The sequence below is a fragment of the Qipengyuania sp. CAU 1752 genome (assembly GCF_054482615.1).
The window spans coordinates 2110830-2127063 of sequence record NZ_JBTLRE010000001.1; the positions used below are offsets into that span (position 1 = coordinate 2110830).

Genomic DNA, 16234 nt, shown 5'->3' on the forward strand with positions numbered 1-16234 from the left:
CCGCGCAGGGGCCACAAGCGTCGCACCGAGCGCCCCGAGCGCAAGCCACGTTTTCGCTGTCCGGGATATCTGCATAGGCCCCTCATCCTCGCAAGAAGCATCAGATACCTTTATCGAGGCAGAATCAAGGCTGTCGCCACCGATCGACGCCAATCCGCATTCTCGCTCGCACTTCTGGTGACAGGGTCGGAAGAACCCGCGCGTTCCATGTCGTGCCTCATAGCAAACCTGCGTCCGCCTCGGTGAAACGAAAGAATTGCCGCGGATTGATATGGCTCATCCTAAGCGCCGCCATGCGGCTTAAGATCGGACAATCCACCACGGACGGAGCCTACCGGTCATGCATCCAGGTCGTAGCATTATACTTTTTGCCTCCTTTGCAGCTTTGCTGTCCGGCACTGCGCAAGCGCAGGATGGCGACTCAATCGCTGATTTGTCACTCAAGCCGGTCGCCGATGTTCGACTTCGCTATGAAGGCGTGGATCAACCCGCAACTGATGCCGACGCAATCACGGCGCGCATCAGGACCGGCGTCGATGTTCGCACAGGAAACCTCTCGTTCCTTGTGGAGGGAGAAGCGAACCTTGCGATCAGCGAAAGCTATAACGCGTTCCCCTTCCCCACGGCAGATTCCCAGAGACGACCGCAATACTCGGTCGTTGCTGATCCTGAAAATTTCGAACTCAACCGACTTCAGGTCTCTTACATGCGCGATGGAAGCGGAGTGACACTGGGGCGGCAACGGATCAATCTCGATGACCAGCGATGGGTCGGTTCGGTCGGATGGCGCCAGAATGAACAAACATTTGATGCTGTGCGGGGCCAGGCAAATCTAGGGGTAGTGGCCGTCGATCTTACCTACTCCAACAGTCAACGGACGATATTCGGTGCCGATGCCGGACCGCGCACAGCACTGGATGGCAGTTTCGTATTGGCAGGGGCCGGTGTTGGACTGGGACCAGTCAAGGCGAAGGCATTCGCCTATCTCGTCGATTATGATGACGCATTTCTTCTCGCCAACAGTAGCCAAACTTATGGGTTGCTGATGTCGGGCGGTTTTGCGCTGGGTGAAGCTGTCCAGGTAAGTCTGAAAGCCAGCTTCGCTCGTCAGTTTGATTATGCCCACAATCCGAACACCTACGGAGCAGATTACTGGCTGCTCGAAGCGAAAGCCAATGTGTCCGATTTCGCGATTACCGCTGGTTGGGAAGTCCTCGGTAGCGACAGCGGTGTGGCGCTACAAACGCCGCTGGCTACGCTGCACAAGTTCAATGGGTTTGCCGATGCCTTCCTGAACACGCCTAACGATGGCCTGAGGGACCAGTATATCGCTTTGCAATACAGTTTTGGGAGAACCCCGGCCCTGCGGGGGCTTAACTTCAATCTGACCTATCACCAATTCGGAAGCGATCTAGGTGCAAGGGAATATGGTCACGAGTGGAACGCAGCGGCGGGATTGAAGCTGGGAGACATGGGCTTGCTGGCGAAATTCGCTCGCTATGAGGCAGAGGATTTCGGAGTGGACACCACCAAGCTGTGGCTCGAAGCAAACTGGTCGTATTGAACCAAACCCGCGCGATCTATAGCTCGGCGAAGCCAGCGGCCATGTCCTCCAGCCTTTCACGGTCGAGGACTTCTACACAATCCTGGTTAGCAAGCCGAATAAGATCCCGGTCGCGCAGCTGGGCAATCATCCGGCTTACGGTTTCTTTCGTCAGTCCTAGATAGTCGGCGATGTCTAGCCGCGACATCGGCAACGAAACTGCAGTTTCCTCGCTTCCGTTTATACGCTCCGCACGCTCCAGCAGCATCAGGAAGAAGCTTGCCAGCCGTTCGCCTGCGCTCTTGCGACCCAACAACACCATTTGCTGCTGCGCCGCTGCCAGTTCGTGAGCGGCCAAATGATAGAGCTCACGCTCTACTTGCGGATGCTTGGCGCAGAAGTCGGCGAAACTGGTACGTGAGAATGCAAACAGCTCAGAGATTACTAGTGCCTCGGCTGAAAACGCGAAGCTATCATCCACGGAAATGCCCAGAAAATCGCCTGGAAACATGAACCCCGTCACTTGTCGGCGGCCATCCCCCAATAGCGCGTAAAGTTTGAGGACACCTTCTGTGAGCATGAACACGCGGTCGGCTAAATCGCCTTCGAAGAACAAGGGTTGGTCGGGAGACAAGTGAACGGCTCGCCCACGAGAGCGCAGATCGAGAAGCGTATCGGGCTGCAACTTACGGCAAAACGCAATCGGTCGAGCGGGGCAATCGGTACAAGGATGTCCCGCTGGCAAGGGCAGCGGGGGATCAAGGGGCTTCTGCAATGCTTCTGCTCCGCTTCAAGGCATGAGACGGCATAGTTGATGAAATGATTTATCTCAACGCGAACTAGCGGATCGCCCCTAATCTACCATGGAAACGACTTTTAGTGGTCGGAAGGAGAGGCATGGCGCAGCTGACAGGCACCTTGTTGCCATACGATCGGCTATCCGAAGTGTATCCGCTGATCCGCACGGTTGCGGGAGTCACTGAGCGCCGTTGGACCGCATTCGCAAGGTTGCATAACCAGCGCGGTGGGCATGTAATGATTGTAACCGACCAGGGTGGGCGCGTTTATGGGGCCGCGGCATTTCGCAGCGGCAGTACGCTGCGGCATCAAAATAGCCTGATTGTCGATGCGCTGGCTGCTTTCGAACTGGTCGAAGGCGCCGAAGTGAAACGGGTGCTTTGCGCTGCCTTGCGAGACGAGGCTCGGGCGCGTGGCGCCAGCACACTTATTGTCGAGACGAAGCCTCCCACCTCACTGGGAGAAAGGCTCGATCTGCACTGTTGGGCGGAACTGGGACTGGAACTTGAAGGAATAACAGTCGTGCAGGACCTTGGCGCTGCATCACCGGAGATGATTGGGAAACCGAACTTGCCGCCGAGGACCTGATCCGGCGAAATCCTACAGGATCAAAAAGAGCGTCACGGCAATGGAAACCACCGCTGCTATCAACCAAAGCGCTGACCAGCCTTCGCCTTGGCGGCCCTCTTTCGCCCCAGTCGTGCTGAGGGGTGCAGCCGTCGGGCTGGTGTCATGAGTCAAATCGTCTCGTTCGTGCAGGTCGGGGTTCAGTTTACTATGCCGCGTGGCATCGTCGTCCTTGGAATTATTCATGATGCACTCTCCGCTTCGGCGCCGGCCTGACTTGTCCGGCAGGTCCTGTGCGCCAATCGCTGTTCGATAATCGCCATGAGACAATCCTGGCCGGGCGCGTCGCTGCCCATCATTCGCGATGTCAGGCTGGCCCAGTCATCACTCGAAGCATAACGTTCGAACCACGCGACCGATCCCGCGAGCCAACGGTTTAGTGACTGGCCCTCCTCTTGCGCAGAAGCGAGGCATTGGTCGAGAATATCGTCATCACGTGCACCGAGCCAGCGTTCCAGAACGGCGGCAGAGTCGCGCGCGGCAGCCAGCAGATCACCCAGCATCATGCCGAAGCATCCGTTAAGTCGATCCCTTCGACCACATGTTTTTGCGCCAAGGAGCCGATGTATCTTGCAGCCGCCATAGTCCAGCTGCGCGCTTCCAGCATATCGGCGATCCGGTTCTTGACCGCTTCAAAGGGCAATTGCTTGCCTGGGATGCGGCGATGAACCTTGAGGATGTGATAGCCGTGGCGCGATTCCACTGGCGAACTCGACATCTCCCCTTCGCCAAGGGCGGCCAGCGCCGCCTCGATGTCGGGAGAAAGTTCGCCGGACCTGATCTGGCCAAGCGATCCATCCTGGCGTGCCGACGCGCAGCCCGAGTGAGTCCTAGCGGCTGCAACGAAGCCAGCCTGTTCTCCGGCAATACTCTCGATCAAAGCCGTGGCGAGTTGTTCTGCGCGCTGCCAACCACCCGCGTCATCCTCTTCGGGTTCGATCAGGATGTGTGCGGCTTCGGTGAGTTCCGGTGCCGCAAATTTTGCGGGATCGGCATCATAGGAACGGCGCAATTCCTGCTCATCAGGGACCGCGGCGTGAACCTCGCGTTCGAGCAGTTCCTGTATAGCCTCCTCTGGATCGCCTTCAGGATCGTTGGCCTCACGCCACAAGAGTTCGCGGACTGCCAGCGCTCGCGCAGCAGCGAGCCACGCTTCGTCAGCGGTAGCAGCCGGGTGATGCTGCATTTCGCGTGCAATGGCCTCTTCATCAATGACCTTGCCCCCGACGCGTACCTCGCCGCCGATGACAATGGGATCAGACGGAGCAGGCTCCGGACCTCCGCAACCCGAAGTTTCACAGGCGCTTGGCATGGCTGGCTGAGGGCGAACCGGGTCCGCACCGACGTTAATGACATCCAGTTTTCTCATGTCCGCGTATCCTCGCCAATCGCCGGGTGCATATAGGCGGGGCCGGCAGCACGCGCTTGGCGCGACCGCCGTGACCTTACGATCTGGTAACCCGGCCTCAGCACGAACCAGATCGGTGCGCTCCAGATATGGACCAGCCTGGTGAACGGCGTGATGAGGAAGAGCGTCAGGCCCAGGATGATGTGAAGTTTGTACACGACAGCTACATTGCTGATGTGATCGGGCGCAGCCGGGTCCAGTGTGAGAATGCCGTTGGCCCAGCTCATGAACCGGACCATTTCGCTGCCATCGAGATGGTCGATGGTCCAATAGGTTGTGCCCAGTCCCATAGCGATCTGCACCCACAGCAGAACCAGCACGGCGATATCACCGAACGACGAACTGCGCCGGATGCGAGAATCGAACAGCCGCCGGTGCAGAAGCAGGCTGCAACCGACAAAAGCCAGCACCCCTGCAATCCCCCCAAAAACCACCGCCACGACCTGTTTGAACCCGTGGCTTACCCCGACCAGGTCGAAGACGCCGATCGGAGTTAGCAATCCGACAAAATGCCCACCCAGTAGGACCAGGATCCCGAGGTGAAATAGATTGGACCCCCAAGCCATCTGCTTGCGCCTCAGAAACTGGCTCGATTGAGAGCGCCAGCTATACTGGCTTGCGTCGAAGCGCAGGATGCTGCCGACGACCAGTACTGTGACCGCCAGATAAGGGTACCAGCCGAACGCGAGTTGATTGAGAAAGTCGTTCATGATCACTCTTCCTTCGGCAGGGGGCGATTGGTTGCACGGATGCGGGCAACGGGGCCGGTCGGTCCGCCCATGGCATGTGCACCCGAGGCTTCGAAAGTCACCGGAGCCTCTTCCCACTCTTCATCGATGTCGGCAGGATCTTCGGCATCGTCATGCGCCGTTGTGCTCAATTCGGCGAGGTCGTCCTTGCCGACGCTGCGTTCTGCCAGCGCTACGAGCGCATGGAAGATCGCCGCGTAATCTGACCCTTTGCTGTCCAGCCGTTCGGCCAGCGCTACAAACACATGTGCGGGCTGCGAAAGCGTCTCGACCGCCTCGACTTCCGGCAGGCACGAGGCGTATTCCAGGAACACCGGAATGAAATCCGGCAATTCCTGCGCATCCAGGAACATCCCGATCGCCCCGTATTGCTGGCCAAGGTCGATCATCGCCTGCCCACGTTCGCGATCATCACCGTGAATGTGTTCGAACAGGTGCAGCGATAGTGACCGGGATCGATCGAACAACTCGCTATAGGCCGCCTGCCGGTCAAGCACGTCATCGGTTTCCACCGCGCCAAGCAATTTTTCCAGCTTGCGCCGTTGTGGCCGCGGCAACGAAGCCTCTTCGGTAATCGCATCGCGCAACTCGCCGATGGCTGCCTGCAACTCCTCGGACGGGTAGGCCAGTAGCGCGGCCAGCGATCTCAGGGTCAGTCTCATCGTCTTACCCCCGGCCTTGTGTCGGTTGGTCGCTTCTTCGCGCCGAACAGATTGACCTTGGTTGTGCCTTGCGTAGCTTCATGAAAACCGAAGCCGGACTGGCCGCGCAGTACATAGGCATCCTCATCCCATTCGCGCCGTGCGGTAGGGATGACGTAGCGGTCTTCGTAAGCTGCAAGAGCCATGATCTTGTACATTTCTTCCACCATCGCCTGCGTCATCCCGACGCGCTCCACGATCGCGGTATCGGCCAGCCCATCGACGGTCTTGGATCGCATGTAAGCGCGCATGGCCAGCATCCGCTCAAGCGCTGCGGCAATCGGCTCTTCGTCGCCCGCAGTCAGCATATTGGCGAGATATTTCAGAGGAATGCGGAGCGAGCGGACGTCCGGCATGTTGTCCTGAACCGCCATTTTTCCCGCTTGTGCCGCTGACTGGATCGGCGAGAGTGGCGGGACATACCAGACCATCGGCAAGGTGCGATATTCCGGATGCAGCGGGAAGGCGATCTTCCACTCCATCGCCATCTTGTAGACGGGCGAGCGGACCGCGGCCTCCAGCCATTGATCCGAGACGCCGTCTGCCCGCGCCTGCGCACGCACTTCGGGGTCGTTGGGATCCAGGAAGATGTCGAGTTGCGCCTGATACAGGTCCTGCGGATCCTCGACCGAAGCGGCCTCTTCAATCCGGTCGGCATCATAAAGCAGGACGCCCAGATAGCGGATGCGTCCGACACAGGTTTCCGAACAAACCGTCGGCTGGCCCGTTTCGATCCGTGGATAGCAGAAGATGCATTTCTCGGATTTGCCGGTCGACCAGTTGTAGTAGATCTTCTTGTAGGGGCAGCCCGACACGCACATCCGCCAGCCTCGGCATTTTTCCTGGTCGATCAGGACGATCCCGTCTTCCTCACGCTTGTAGATCGCGCCCGAAGGGCAGGAGGCAAGACAGGTGGGGTTGAGGCAATGTTCGCACAGCCTCGGCAGGTACATCATGAAAGTCTTCTCGAATTCGCCGTAAATCTCCTTTTCGACGCCTTCGAAATTGCTGTCATGCGACCGCTTGGAAAACTCGCCACCAAGCATGTCTTCCCAATTGCCCGACCATTCGATCTTATCCAGCGTCTCCCCGGTCACCAGCGAACGCGGCCTTGCCGTGGGCTGCGCTTTCAGTTCCGGCGCGGATTGCAACCAGTCATAGTCATAGGTGTACGGTTCGTAGAAATCGTCGATCTCCGGAAGATGCGGGTTGGCAAAGATCTTGGACAGGATTCGCCATTTGCCGCCCTGGCGCGGCGCGATCTTGCCATTTGCCTTGCGGACCCAGCCGCCCTTCCACCTGTTCTGGTTTTCCCAGTCCTTGGGGTATCCGATACCCGGCTTGGTTTCGACATTGTTGAACCAGGCGTATTCAACACCCTCGCGATTGGTCCAGACATTCTTGCAGGTGACCGAGCAAGTATGGCAGCCGATACACTTGTCGAGGTTCAGGACCATCGCAACCTGTGCGCGCACTTTCATCGCACGGTCTCCTTCTTGATTTGTCCTGAAGCGGCAGCGTCGCCATCGCTATCGGCGGCCTTGTCGAACCAGTTGACCTTGTTCATCTTGCGCACCACCACGAATTCGTCGCGGTTGGCGCCCACGGTACCGTAGTAATTGAAACCGTAGGCGAGCTGACAATAGCCGCCGACCATGTGGGTCGGTTTCATGTTGATCCGCGTCACGCTGTTGTGGATGCCGCCCCGCTGTCCGGTAATCTCCGAACCCACGGTGTTCACCAGCTTTTCCTGCGCGTGATACATCATTGCCGAACCCGGCATGACCCGCTGCGAAACGATCGCCCGCGCGGTCAGTGCGCCATTGATATTGAAGACCTCGATCCAGTCATTGTCCTCGATACCTGCGTCGCCAGCATCGTCCTCGCTGATCCACACTGTCGGCCCGCCACGGCTGAGGCTCAGCATGATCAGGTTTTCGGCATAGGTCGAATGGATGCCCCATTTCTGGTGCGGAGTCAGTATGTTAAGCTGGATTTCCTTGTTGCCGTTGGGCAACTTGTCGAGCACCTTTGCGACAGTCTTGGTGTCGATCGGAGGGCGCCAGGTCACGAAGCCCTCGCCGAATGCGCGCATCCAGTGATGGTCCTGATACAGCTGCTGGCGTCCCGTCAGCGTGCGCCACGGGATCAGTTCATGGACGTTGGTGTAGCCAGCATTGTAGCAAACCTTCTCGCTCTCCAAGCCGGACCAGATTGGCGAGGAGATGATCTTGCGCGGCTGCGCGGCGACATCGCGGAAACGGATTTTTTCCTCTTCCTTACCCTCGGCCAGATGCGCGTGATCGCGGCCCGTCGCCTTGCTCAGGGCCGCCCAGGCCTTGACTGCGACTTCGCCATTCGTTTCCGGCGCGAGCATCAGAATTGTCTCGCACGCATCGATATCGCTCTCGATTTTGGGCCGACCGGCGGCTGACCCTTCGGCGACCGTTCCGTTGAGCTCTGCGAGCAATGCAATCTCGTGCTTGGTGTCCCAGTTCAGCCCCTTGCCGCCATTGCCGAGCTTTTCGAGAAGCGGCCCCATTGCCGTGAAGCGAGCGTAGGTTTCAGGATAATTGCGCTCGACCAATGTCACATTGGGCATGGTCTTGCCCGGCACCGGATCGCACTCGCCTTTCAACCAGTCCTTCGGCTCGTATGGCTGGGCCAGTTCTCCCGGCGTATCATGCAGGATCGGGCTGAGAACGACATCGTGTTCGACGCCGAGCACCTCCGGCGCAATTTCGCTGAACTTCTTCGCGATGGTGCGGAAAATCGCCCAGTCGCTGCGCGTTTCCCATGCCGGGTCGACCGCTTCCTGCAGCGGGTGGATGAACGGGTGCATATCCGAGGTGTTGAGATCGTTTTTCTCGTACCAGGTCGCGGTAGGCAGGACGATGTCCGAATACAGGCTGGTGGTCGACATGCGGAAATCGATATTGACCATCAGGTCCAGCTTGCCGACCGGGGCTTCCTCGCGGAACTTGATATCGGTCGGGCGGATCGCGCCGCCCTCTTCATCATCGGTTCCGATCACGCCGTGCATCGAACCGACAAGGTGCTTGAGAAAGTACTCGTGACCCTTGCCGCTCGCGCCCAACACGTTTGAGCGCCAGAAGAACATGTTGCGCGGCCAGTTGACCGGATTGTCGGGATCGAGGTTGGATGGCTTGATGCTGCCGTCCTTCCACCGGGCCGCGATGGTTGCGCCGGGATCGAGGCCCTTTTCATGCATCTCACGACCCAGGTCGAGCGAGTTCACTTCCAATTGCGGTGCACTGGGCAACCAGCCCATGCGTTCCGCCTTGGCGTTATAATCGATCAGGCTATGTTCCCAGTCCCCCTTGGGCGCCAGGGGCGAGATGATCTCGGACATGCTCAACGTCTCGTAACGCCACTGGTCGGTATGCGCGTAAAAGAAGCTGGTGCCATTCATCTGGCGCGGCGGCCGGGTCCAGTCGAGCCCGAAGGCCAGCGGCTGCCATCCGGTTACGGGGCGCAATTTCTCCTGGCCGACATAGTGCGACCACCCGCCGCCTGATTGGCCGATGCACCCGCACATGATGAGCAGGGACATGATGCCCCGATAGCTCATATCCATATGATACCAATGGTTGAGCCCGGCGCCGAGGATGACCATCGATCGACCATTGGTCTTCTCTGCCGTATCGGCAAATTCACGAGCGGTCTGGATGATGGCCTCGCGCGGCACACCGGTAACCTTTTCGGCCCATGCCGGGGTGAACGGAGCATCGTCATCGAAGCTGGTGGCGACATTGCCGCCCCCGAACCCGCGATCGACCCCATAATTGGCGCAAAACAGGTCAAAAACCGTAGCAACCTTGGTCTCGCCACCGTCAGCCAGTTTAACGCTCTTTACCGGCACATTGCGATGCAAAACCGTGTCGTGCGCGGTAGAGACGAAATCATGCGGCGCATTGCCGCCGAAATAGGGGAACGCCACCGAAGCTAATTCATCATGGTCTTGGGCCAGAGTTGTTTGCAGCCGGACATCCTTGTCCTTGCTGTCTTTCTCTTCGAGATTCCATTTGCCTGCATCGCCCCAGCGATGGCCAGCCGATCCCGTCGGCACGACCATCTTCCCGCTTAGTTCGTCATAGGCGAGCGATTTCCAATCCGGATTGGCCTCTTCGCCGAGCGCGCCCTTGATATCGGCTGCACGCAGCATCCGGTCCGGCACCAGCGCACCGTCCCGCTCGACCATTTTTACCAGCAGCGGGAAGTCGGTGTATTTGCGGGTATAATCGGCGAAATAGTCGACCTTGCGATCGACGTGGAATTCTTTCAGCACGACATGCCCGAACGCCAGCGCAAGGGCAGCGTCGGTGCCCTGCTTGGGGTGGAGCCACATGTCCGAGAACTTTGCCGCCTCGTTGTAATCGGGGGCAATGACCACGCTCTTGGCACCGCGATAACGCGCTTCGGAATAGAAATGCGCATCGGGCGTGCGGGTCATCGGGATGTTGGAGCCCCATACCAGCAGGAACCCGGCGTTGTACCAGTCTGCGCTCTCTGGAACATCGGTCTGTTCGCCCCAGGTTTGCGGGCTGGCGGGCGGCAAGTCACAGTACCAGTCGTAGAAGCTCAGCAAGTTGCCGCCGATCAGCGACAGATAGCGCGATCCCGCGGCGTAGCTGATCATCGACATTGCCGGGATAGGGGAGAAGCCTGTTACCCGATCCGGTCCGTATTTCTTGATCGTATAGGCGTTTGCGGCTGCGATGATCTCGGCCACCTCGTCCCAGCCGAGCCGGACAAAACCACCGCGACCGCGCTTTGAAACCCAGTCCTGTCGCTTGCCGCCATCCTCGACAATGGACTGCCATGCTGCCACGGGCGCCAAGGTCTTGCGTGCTTCGCGCCAGTGGCGCACCAGCCGTTGGCGGACCAGCGGATATTTGATCCTCGTGCCCGAGTAGAGATACCAGCTGTAACTGGCCCCACGCGGGCAGCCACGCGGCTCATGGTTGGGCAGATCGGGCCGGGTGCGCGGATAATCGGTCTGCTGCGTTTCCCACGTCACGATCCCGCCCTTGACGTAAATCTTCCACGAGCAAGAACCGGTGCAATTTACTCCGTGAGTAGAGCGCACGATCTTGTCCGCCGCCCAGCGCTTGCGATAGGCGTCCTCCCATTCACGCGATTCATCCGTGGTGATGCCATGCCCTTGAGAGAATTTGTCCCGCGAACGGCGGAAGTAGGTCAGACGGTCGAGAAAATGGCTCATGTGACGCTCTCTTCAGTTCAGGCGGGTTGGACGGATGACGGGTTGGATGGCGGTGGCTGAGTTGGAGTTTCGCGGCCGCGCTCGATAGCGTGCAGCATGCCGCCCTTGCGGTTGTATATTCGCCAGGTGATCGCGGCGCACAGCCCATAGAAAACCATGAAGCCCCACAGCGCCGCGTCCGGTGCACCAGTCGCGGAGATCGAGGATCCGTATGCCTTTGGAATGAAGAAGGCACCGAAAGCGGCGATGGCAGAAGTAAAGCCGATGATCGCCGCCGATTCCTTCTCGGCATTGCGCAATTGCACTTCAGGGCTTTCTCCCGGCATCAACCGGCTCATTTCCTTGCGCATAATGACCGGGATCATCTGGAAGGTGGAGGCATTGCCAACGCCGGTTGCGAAGAACAGCAGCATGAACATCGCGAAGAAGCCCCAGAACGCACCTGGCTGGTCCTTGGCTCCGAGGAAGTAGAGCACGCCCACGACCGCGCCGATCATGGCAATAAAGGTCCAGAAGGTGACCCGGGCACCACCCCACTTGTCCGAGATCCACCCCGTTGCAGCACGTGATGCTGCACCCACCAGTGGCCCAAGGAACACGTATTTCAGGCTATCCACTTCGGGGAAGGCAATCTTGCTCAGCAGCGGGAAGCCCGCCGAGTAGCCGATGAAAGAACCGAAGGTACCGGTGTAAAGGACGCACATGATCCAGTTATGCTTGCGCTGGAATATCACCGCCTGTTCTGTGAAGCTCGCTTTTGCAGAAGCGATGTCGTTCATTCCGAACCAGGCGAGAGCCGCACTGATCAGGATGAAGGGCACCCACACAAATCCGGCATTCTGCACCCACAGCTGGCCACCGTCGGCCATGGCTTGCGGTTCGCCGCCCAATGCGCCGAACACGCCCGCTGTAATGACGATCGGCACCAGGAATTGCATGACCGAGACGCCAGCATTCCCCAACCCTGCATTGAGCGCCAGCGCATTGCCCTTCTGCCGCTTGGGATAGAAGAAGCTGATATTTGCCATTGAAGAGGCAAAATTTCCGCCGCCGAACCCACAGAGCAATGCCAGCACCAGGAAGATGAAATAAGGCGTTTCGGGCGTTTGCACTGCATAGCCAATCCCGAAAGCAGGTATCATCAAGGACAGCGTGGACATGGTAGTCCACAGCCGGCCGCCGAATATTGGCACCATGAAGCTGTAGAATATCCGCAAGGTTGCGCCCGAAAGACCAGGCAAGGCGGCGAGCCAGAACAATTGATCGGTGGTGTAATCAAACCCGATCAACGGCAGTTTCGCGACCACAACGGACCACACCATCCAGACCGAGAATGCGAGCAGCAGGCAAGGCACTGAAATCCACAGATTGCGCCGGGCCGTCTTCTCGCCCTCGCGGGCCCAGAACTGGTCGTCTTCAGGCTCCCATCGATCGAGCACTACGCGGCGCGGTTCGCGCGCGGTGGCAGGCACCGGCATTCCCAGGAATTCGGGGAATTCCGGGAGGTTGGCGAGCTCTTCCCCAGCCACCCCTCGCTCCATGCTGATAATCGAGAAATGCATCCAGCCGAGCGCGATCGCGACCAGGCCGAACAGCAATGCGAAGCAACTTGTCCAGATGCCGGTGAGATCGTTGATCGCCCCGAATGTAATCGGCAAGATAAAGCCGCCCAATCCGCCGATCATGCCGACCATCCCGCCGACAGAGCCGACGTTGTCGGGATAATAGGCAGGGATGTGCTTGTAGACCGCTGCTTTGCCTAGCGACATGAAGAAGCCGAGAACAAAGATCGTCACCACGAAAGGTGCCAATCCCATTTCGGTCGAGAAGCGGATTGGCCCTTCGATGCCGTAAATGATGTAGTCCGTCTTGGGATAGGACAGCATGAACAGGCAAACGAGCGATACCGTGAAGGTCGCATACATCACCCTGCGCGCGCCGTAGCGGTCCGACAGATGGCCGCCATAGGCGCGGAACAGGCTCGCAGGGATCGAATAGGCCGCCGCCAGCATCCCCGCAGTTGCAAGGTCGAGCTCGTATACGTCGATCAGATAATGCGGAAGCCACAGTGCCAGCGCCACGAACGCGCCGAACACGAAGAAATAATACAACGCAAACCGCCAAACTTGCTCATTCTTCAGCGGCTCGAGCTGTTCTCGCATCGAGCGCTGCTCTCCGCTGGCACGCCGCGCAATCAGGTCGGGATCGTCTTTGGTGGTAAACCAGAAAAACACCGCCGTCAGAACGAGCGCAACGGCCCAGACCTGCGCAACGGCAGTCCATCCTGCGGCCACGAGGACGATCGGCGCAAACAGCTTGGTCACTGCCGCGCCAACATTGCCTGCACCGAAAATCCCCAGCGCAGTTCCCTGCTTTTCCTTGGGGAAGAACTTGGAGACATAAGCGATACCGACGGCAAAACTGCCCCCGGCAAGCCCAATGCCAAGTGCGGCAACCAGCATCATTTCGTAGGTGGTGGCATAGGACAGCATGAAGGTTGCCGTCGCACTTGCCAGCATGGTCAGTGCAAAAACCCGGCGCCCACCATACCGGTCGGCCCAGATACCAAGGAATATGCGGCTGAGCGAACCGGTCAGGATGGGCGTGCCGACCAGCAAGCCAAATTGCGCTTCGGAAAGGTTCAGATCCTCCTTGATCTGCACGCCCAGGATCGAGAATATCGTCCAAACCGCAAAACAGATCGTGAAGGCGAAGGTGCTGGTCCAAAGCACTTGCCGTGATCCAGTGATCGGTACCTTAGTCGCCGATTGTGTGACCATCAATCCATCGCCCCCAAAATGTCTGACAGGTAGTCATCCTACGAGCCTTGCATCGCAGATCGCTTCGGACGATGGATTGATCTCAATCATTTCCAGCGATTAATTTCCTGATCATCATCCACCCGTCACGCTCATGTGCCGTTGTACCGCCGGTTCGGCCTCTCCAATCCGGAAATCATGCGCGCGGGGTTTGCCGGTGATCAGCGTATCGAGGAGGTGGTTTACGGTTTCCGGCCCGCCCTCGCGCAGCGCTTCGCGTAATTCGACTTTCTGATCGCGGCCAAGGCACCCGTAAACGGTGCCAGTCGCAGCGATGCGGATGCGGTTGCAACCAGCACAGAAATTCTCCGACAATGGCGTGATCAGTCCAAGCTTGATGCCTAGGTCGGGCAGGTCCAGATACCGAGCAGGTCCGGAGGTGCGATGAAAGGAAGGAACCAGCCGAAATTCCTTGGCAAGATTTTCCCGCACCATGTCGAGCGGGAGATAATTGGCTGTCCGGTCCTCTTCCACCTCGCCCAGCGGCATGGTTTCGATCAGCGAAAGATCGAAACCCATGCCTGCACACCAGCGCAGCATATCCGGGATCTCTTTTTCATTGCGGCCTGCCAGCGCCACCATGTTTATCTTGACCGCCAGGCCGGAAGACCGCGCGGCACCGAGCCCGCGCAAGACATCGCTCAGATCGCCTCGGCGGGTCAGATGGCGGAACAGTTGCGGATCAAGCGTGTCGAGACTGACATTGATACGCTGCACCCCTGCCGCCGCCAGCATCGAGGCATGTTTATCAAGCTGCGTCCCATTGGTTGTCAGCGTGAGTTCGTCGAGACCACGGTCCAGCCTCTCCCCCAGCCAGCCGATCAATGTGTCGATCCCCTTGCGGACCAGCGGTTCACCACCGGTTAGCCGGATGCGCCTGACACCGCGTGCAATGAGAATATCGCCAAGAGCGACAATCTCCTCAATGGTCATGAGATCGCGCCGAGGGAGGAACGTCATATCCTCGGCCATACAATAGCGGCACCGCAGGTCGCAGCGATCGGTAACCGAAATTCGAACGTAATCTATCTTTCGGCCAAAGCTGTCGATCAGCGGATCGTCATTTTCGGGAATCATTTTGCCCCCGCTGTTCTCTCGCGAAAGTCACGCGTGCCATGTCACACGCCCTTTCCGTCTTGGCGGGGCAGGACCAGCACGGGACCGTAAAGGCCCACGAACAGTCCGAACGCGGCAATCCAGAAGCCGCCAGACAGCCATAGCATCGACATCGTGTCCGCAAGTCCAAGCCCCGCGGCGACACGAAGACCTGCAGCAGTCAGGATCGCGGCGTAGATCAGGTGCGTTCCGATACCCGCTTCCAACGCACGCCCGGTGTGTCCGAGTGTTGCTCTTGTCATGACTGCGAGGATCATGGTCCCCATCGCGCCGGCGGTCAGCGCGTGCAGGCCCGTCGTGGGGGAGATCGGCGCGCCCAGCTCCGTGGCGGCGAGCATGGCCAGACCGAACGGAAGCCAGAGATAACCGAGATGGAGTATCAGGACGAGCCGATCGGAAAAGCACCGCCAACCTTGCCAGCGCACTAAACGGATAAGCTGGAACAACGCAGCCACGATCAGTGCCCCACCGACCCATTCGCTCGACAAGGCGAAGACCCATGACAGCATGGCAACAGCAGTGACGATCAGCACGAGCCTGTCGAATTGAGTGGGCTGGCCCGGAAAGGGTTGCATGGCGCCGACCTTCTGCAGCCAGTTTCGCGTAAAGGACGGGACGATCCGACCGCCTATCAGCGATATCATCATCACCACCAACCCGATCCCTAGCCGGCTACCGAAAGCCCGATCGATGGCTCCGGCTGCTCCGGCAAGGTCCAGAAAATCTGCGACGCCCAGAACCGCAATCAGGATCACAACCGGCAGGTTGCGATTGCCTGCCTTGACGACTTCGCGAGCAGCGATGCCCGCAAGCCCGAAATAGAAGGATGCGTCGACAATCGCGAAGACGCTCCAATGCGCTTCTAGCGGCGCAAAATGGATAGCCCGGCCCAAGGCCCACCACGCCACCAGTCCAGCCAGAGGCATTCCGGCAACCGGCAGCCGGCCGGTCCAGTTGGGTATGGCCGTCAAAATGAACCCGGCAACTATTGCTCCGACGAAGCCGAACAACATCTCGTGCCGGTGCCAGGACAACGCATCAAGCTGACCTAGCTGCGCTGTTCCGGTAGCGAGCGATGACAGCCAGATCAGCAAGGCAGCTATCGCCCAACATGCGCCAAGCAGGAAAAATGGCCGAAAGCCTCCTCTGAGAAAGGCTGGCGACGCGGCGGTACGTTGGTGACGCAACGCCAGTCGCTCGGTATTGTCCATAAGCCAAAATCTCCGCC

General features: G+C 58.9%; 13 protein-coding genes. 2 read left to right on the plus strand and 11 right to left on the minus strand.

Going from position 1 to position 16234, the window contains the following annotated elements; genetic code table 11:
- The first annotated feature begins 340 nt into the window (after positions 1-340).
- The gene (locus ACXYL9_RS10215; RefSeq protein ID WP_459039388.1) at positions 341-1564 is read left to right on the plus strand and encodes an alginate export family protein; all 1224 of its coding nucleotides are present in this window, start codon (positions 341-343) and stop codon (positions 1562-1564) included.
- Positions 1565-1580: 16 nt separating this feature from the next.
- On the opposite strand, the gene ACXYL9_RS10220 is transcribed toward ACXYL9_RS10215, so the two are convergent.
- Positions 1581-2228 carry a helix-turn-helix domain-containing protein gene (locus tag ACXYL9_RS10220; RefSeq protein WP_459039389.1) on the minus strand — a complete coding sequence of 216 codons (648 nt, stop codon included), beginning with the start codon at positions 2226-2228 and terminating at the stop codon, positions 1581-1583.
- 212 nt (positions 2229-2440) lie between these two features.
- On the opposite strand from ACXYL9_RS10220, the gene ACXYL9_RS10225 reads away from it, so the two are divergent.
- Complete coding sequence (locus tag ACXYL9_RS10225; protein WP_459039390.1) at positions 2441-2929, plus strand: hypothetical protein; 489 nt, start codon at positions 2441-2443, stop codon at positions 2927-2929.
- Positions 2930-2941: 12 nt separating this feature from the next.
- On the opposite strand, the gene ACXYL9_RS10230 is transcribed toward ACXYL9_RS10225, so the two are convergent.
- The 10 genes from ACXYL9_RS10230 to ACXYL9_RS10275 form a co-directional block, all read right to left on the minus strand.
- Positions 2942-3154: a hypothetical protein gene (locus ACXYL9_RS10230; RefSeq protein WP_459039391.1), complete on the minus strand. Its 213-nt coding sequence runs from the start codon at positions 3152-3154 to the stop codon at positions 2942-2944.
- Complete coding sequence (locus tag ACXYL9_RS10235; protein WP_459039392.1) at positions 3151-3474, minus strand: hypothetical protein; 324 nt, start codon at positions 3472-3474, stop codon at positions 3151-3153. The genes ACXYL9_RS10230 and ACXYL9_RS10235 overlap by 4 nt, the downstream gene beginning before the upstream one ends.
- Positions 3471-4337 (minus strand): peptidylprolyl isomerase, encoded by an 867-nt coding sequence (locus ACXYL9_RS10240; RefSeq protein ID WP_459039393.1) that lies wholly within the window; start codon positions 4335-4337, stop codon positions 3471-3473. The genes ACXYL9_RS10235 and ACXYL9_RS10240 overlap by 4 nt, the downstream gene beginning before the upstream one ends.
- Positions 4334-5086, minus strand: coding sequence for a respiratory nitrate reductase subunit gamma (gene narI, locus ACXYL9_RS10245; protein WP_459039394.1), 753 nt, complete (start codon positions 5084-5086; stop codon positions 4334-4336). Before narI ends, ACXYL9_RS10240 begins: the two co-directional genes overlap by 4 nt.
- Before the next feature lie 2 nt (positions 5087-5088).
- On the minus strand, positions 5089-5787 hold the full coding sequence (narJ, locus tag ACXYL9_RS10250; protein WP_459039395.1) for a nitrate reductase molybdenum cofactor assembly chaperone: 699 nt from the start codon (positions 5785-5787) through the stop codon (positions 5089-5091).
- Entirely contained in the window at positions 5784-7307 is a 1524-nt protein-coding gene (gene narH, locus ACXYL9_RS10255) for a nitrate reductase subunit beta (RefSeq protein WP_459039396.1), read from the minus strand. The genes narJ and narH overlap by 4 nt, the downstream gene beginning before the upstream one ends.
- A complete protein-coding gene (locus ACXYL9_RS10260; protein WP_459039397.1) occupies positions 7304-11071 on the minus strand; it encodes a nitrate reductase subunit alpha in 3768 nt (1255 codons plus the stop codon). The genes narH and ACXYL9_RS10260 overlap by 4 nt, the downstream gene beginning before the upstream one ends.
- Positions 11072-11088: 17 nt before the next feature.
- Positions 11089-13851 carry a nitrate/nitrite transporter gene (locus ACXYL9_RS10265; RefSeq protein ID WP_459039398.1) on the minus strand — a complete coding sequence of 921 codons (2763 nt, stop codon included), beginning with the start codon at positions 13849-13851 and terminating at the stop codon, positions 11089-11091.
- Positions 13852-13965: 114 nt separating this feature from the next.
- The gene (gene moaA / locus ACXYL9_RS10270) at positions 13966-14967 is read right to left on the minus strand and encodes a GTP 3',8-cyclase MoaA (protein ID WP_459039399.1); all 1002 of its coding nucleotides are present in this window, start codon (positions 14965-14967) and stop codon (positions 13966-13968) included.
- 41 nt (positions 14968-15008) lie between these two features.
- On the minus strand, positions 15009-16217 hold the full coding sequence (locus tag ACXYL9_RS10275) for an NnrS family protein (RefSeq protein ID WP_459039400.1): 1209 nt from the start codon (positions 16215-16217) through the stop codon (positions 15009-15011).
- Between the last annotated feature and the right edge of the window lie 17 nt (positions 16218-16234).

What these genes read in the sequence shown, in the direction of transcription:
- ACXYL9_RS10275 (WP_459039400.1), bottom strand. Translation starts at nt 16,217, where the DNA reads ATGGACAATACCGAGCGACTGGCGTTGCGTCACCAACGTACCGCCGCG.
- ACXYL9_RS10240 (WP_459039393.1), bottom strand. Translation starts at nt 4,337, where the DNA reads ATGAGAAAACTGGATGTCATTAACGTCGGTGCGGACCCGGTTCGCCCT.
- ACXYL9_RS10235 (WP_459039392.1), bottom strand. Translation starts at nt 3,474, where the DNA reads ATGATGCTGGGTGATCTGCTGGCTGCCGCGCGCGACTCTGCCGCCGTT.
- narJ (WP_459039395.1), bottom strand. Translation starts at nt 5,787, where the DNA reads ATGAGACTGACCCTGAGATCGCTGGCCGCGCTACTGGCCTACCCGTCC.
- ACXYL9_RS10215 (WP_459039388.1), top strand. Translation starts at nt 341, where the DNA reads ATGCATCCAGGTCGTAGCATTATACTTTTTGCCTCCTTTGCAGCTTTG.
- ACXYL9_RS10225 (WP_459039390.1), top strand. Translation starts at nt 2,441, where the DNA reads ATGGCGCAGCTGACAGGCACCTTGTTGCCATACGATCGGCTATCCGAA.
- moaA (WP_459039399.1), bottom strand. Translation starts at nt 14,967, where the DNA reads ATGATTCCCGAAAATGACGATCCGCTGATCGACAGCTTTGGCCGAAAG.
- narH (WP_459039396.1), bottom strand. Translation starts at nt 7,307, where the DNA reads ATGAAAGTGCGCGCACAGGTTGCGATGGTCCTGAACCTCGACAAGTGT.
- narI (WP_459039394.1), bottom strand. Translation starts at nt 5,086, where the DNA reads ATGAACGACTTTCTCAATCAACTCGCGTTCGGCTGGTACCCTTATCTG.
- ACXYL9_RS10230 (WP_459039391.1), bottom strand. Translation starts at nt 3,154, where the DNA reads ATGAATAATTCCAAGGACGACGATGCCACGCGGCATAGTAAACTGAAC.
- ACXYL9_RS10260 (WP_459039397.1), bottom strand. Translation starts at nt 11,071, where the DNA reads ATGAGCCATTTTCTCGACCGTCTGACCTACTTCCGCCGTTCGCGGGAC.
- ACXYL9_RS10265 (WP_459039398.1), bottom strand. Translation starts at nt 13,851, where the DNA reads ATGGTCACACAATCGGCGACTAAGGTACCGATCACTGGATCACGGCAA.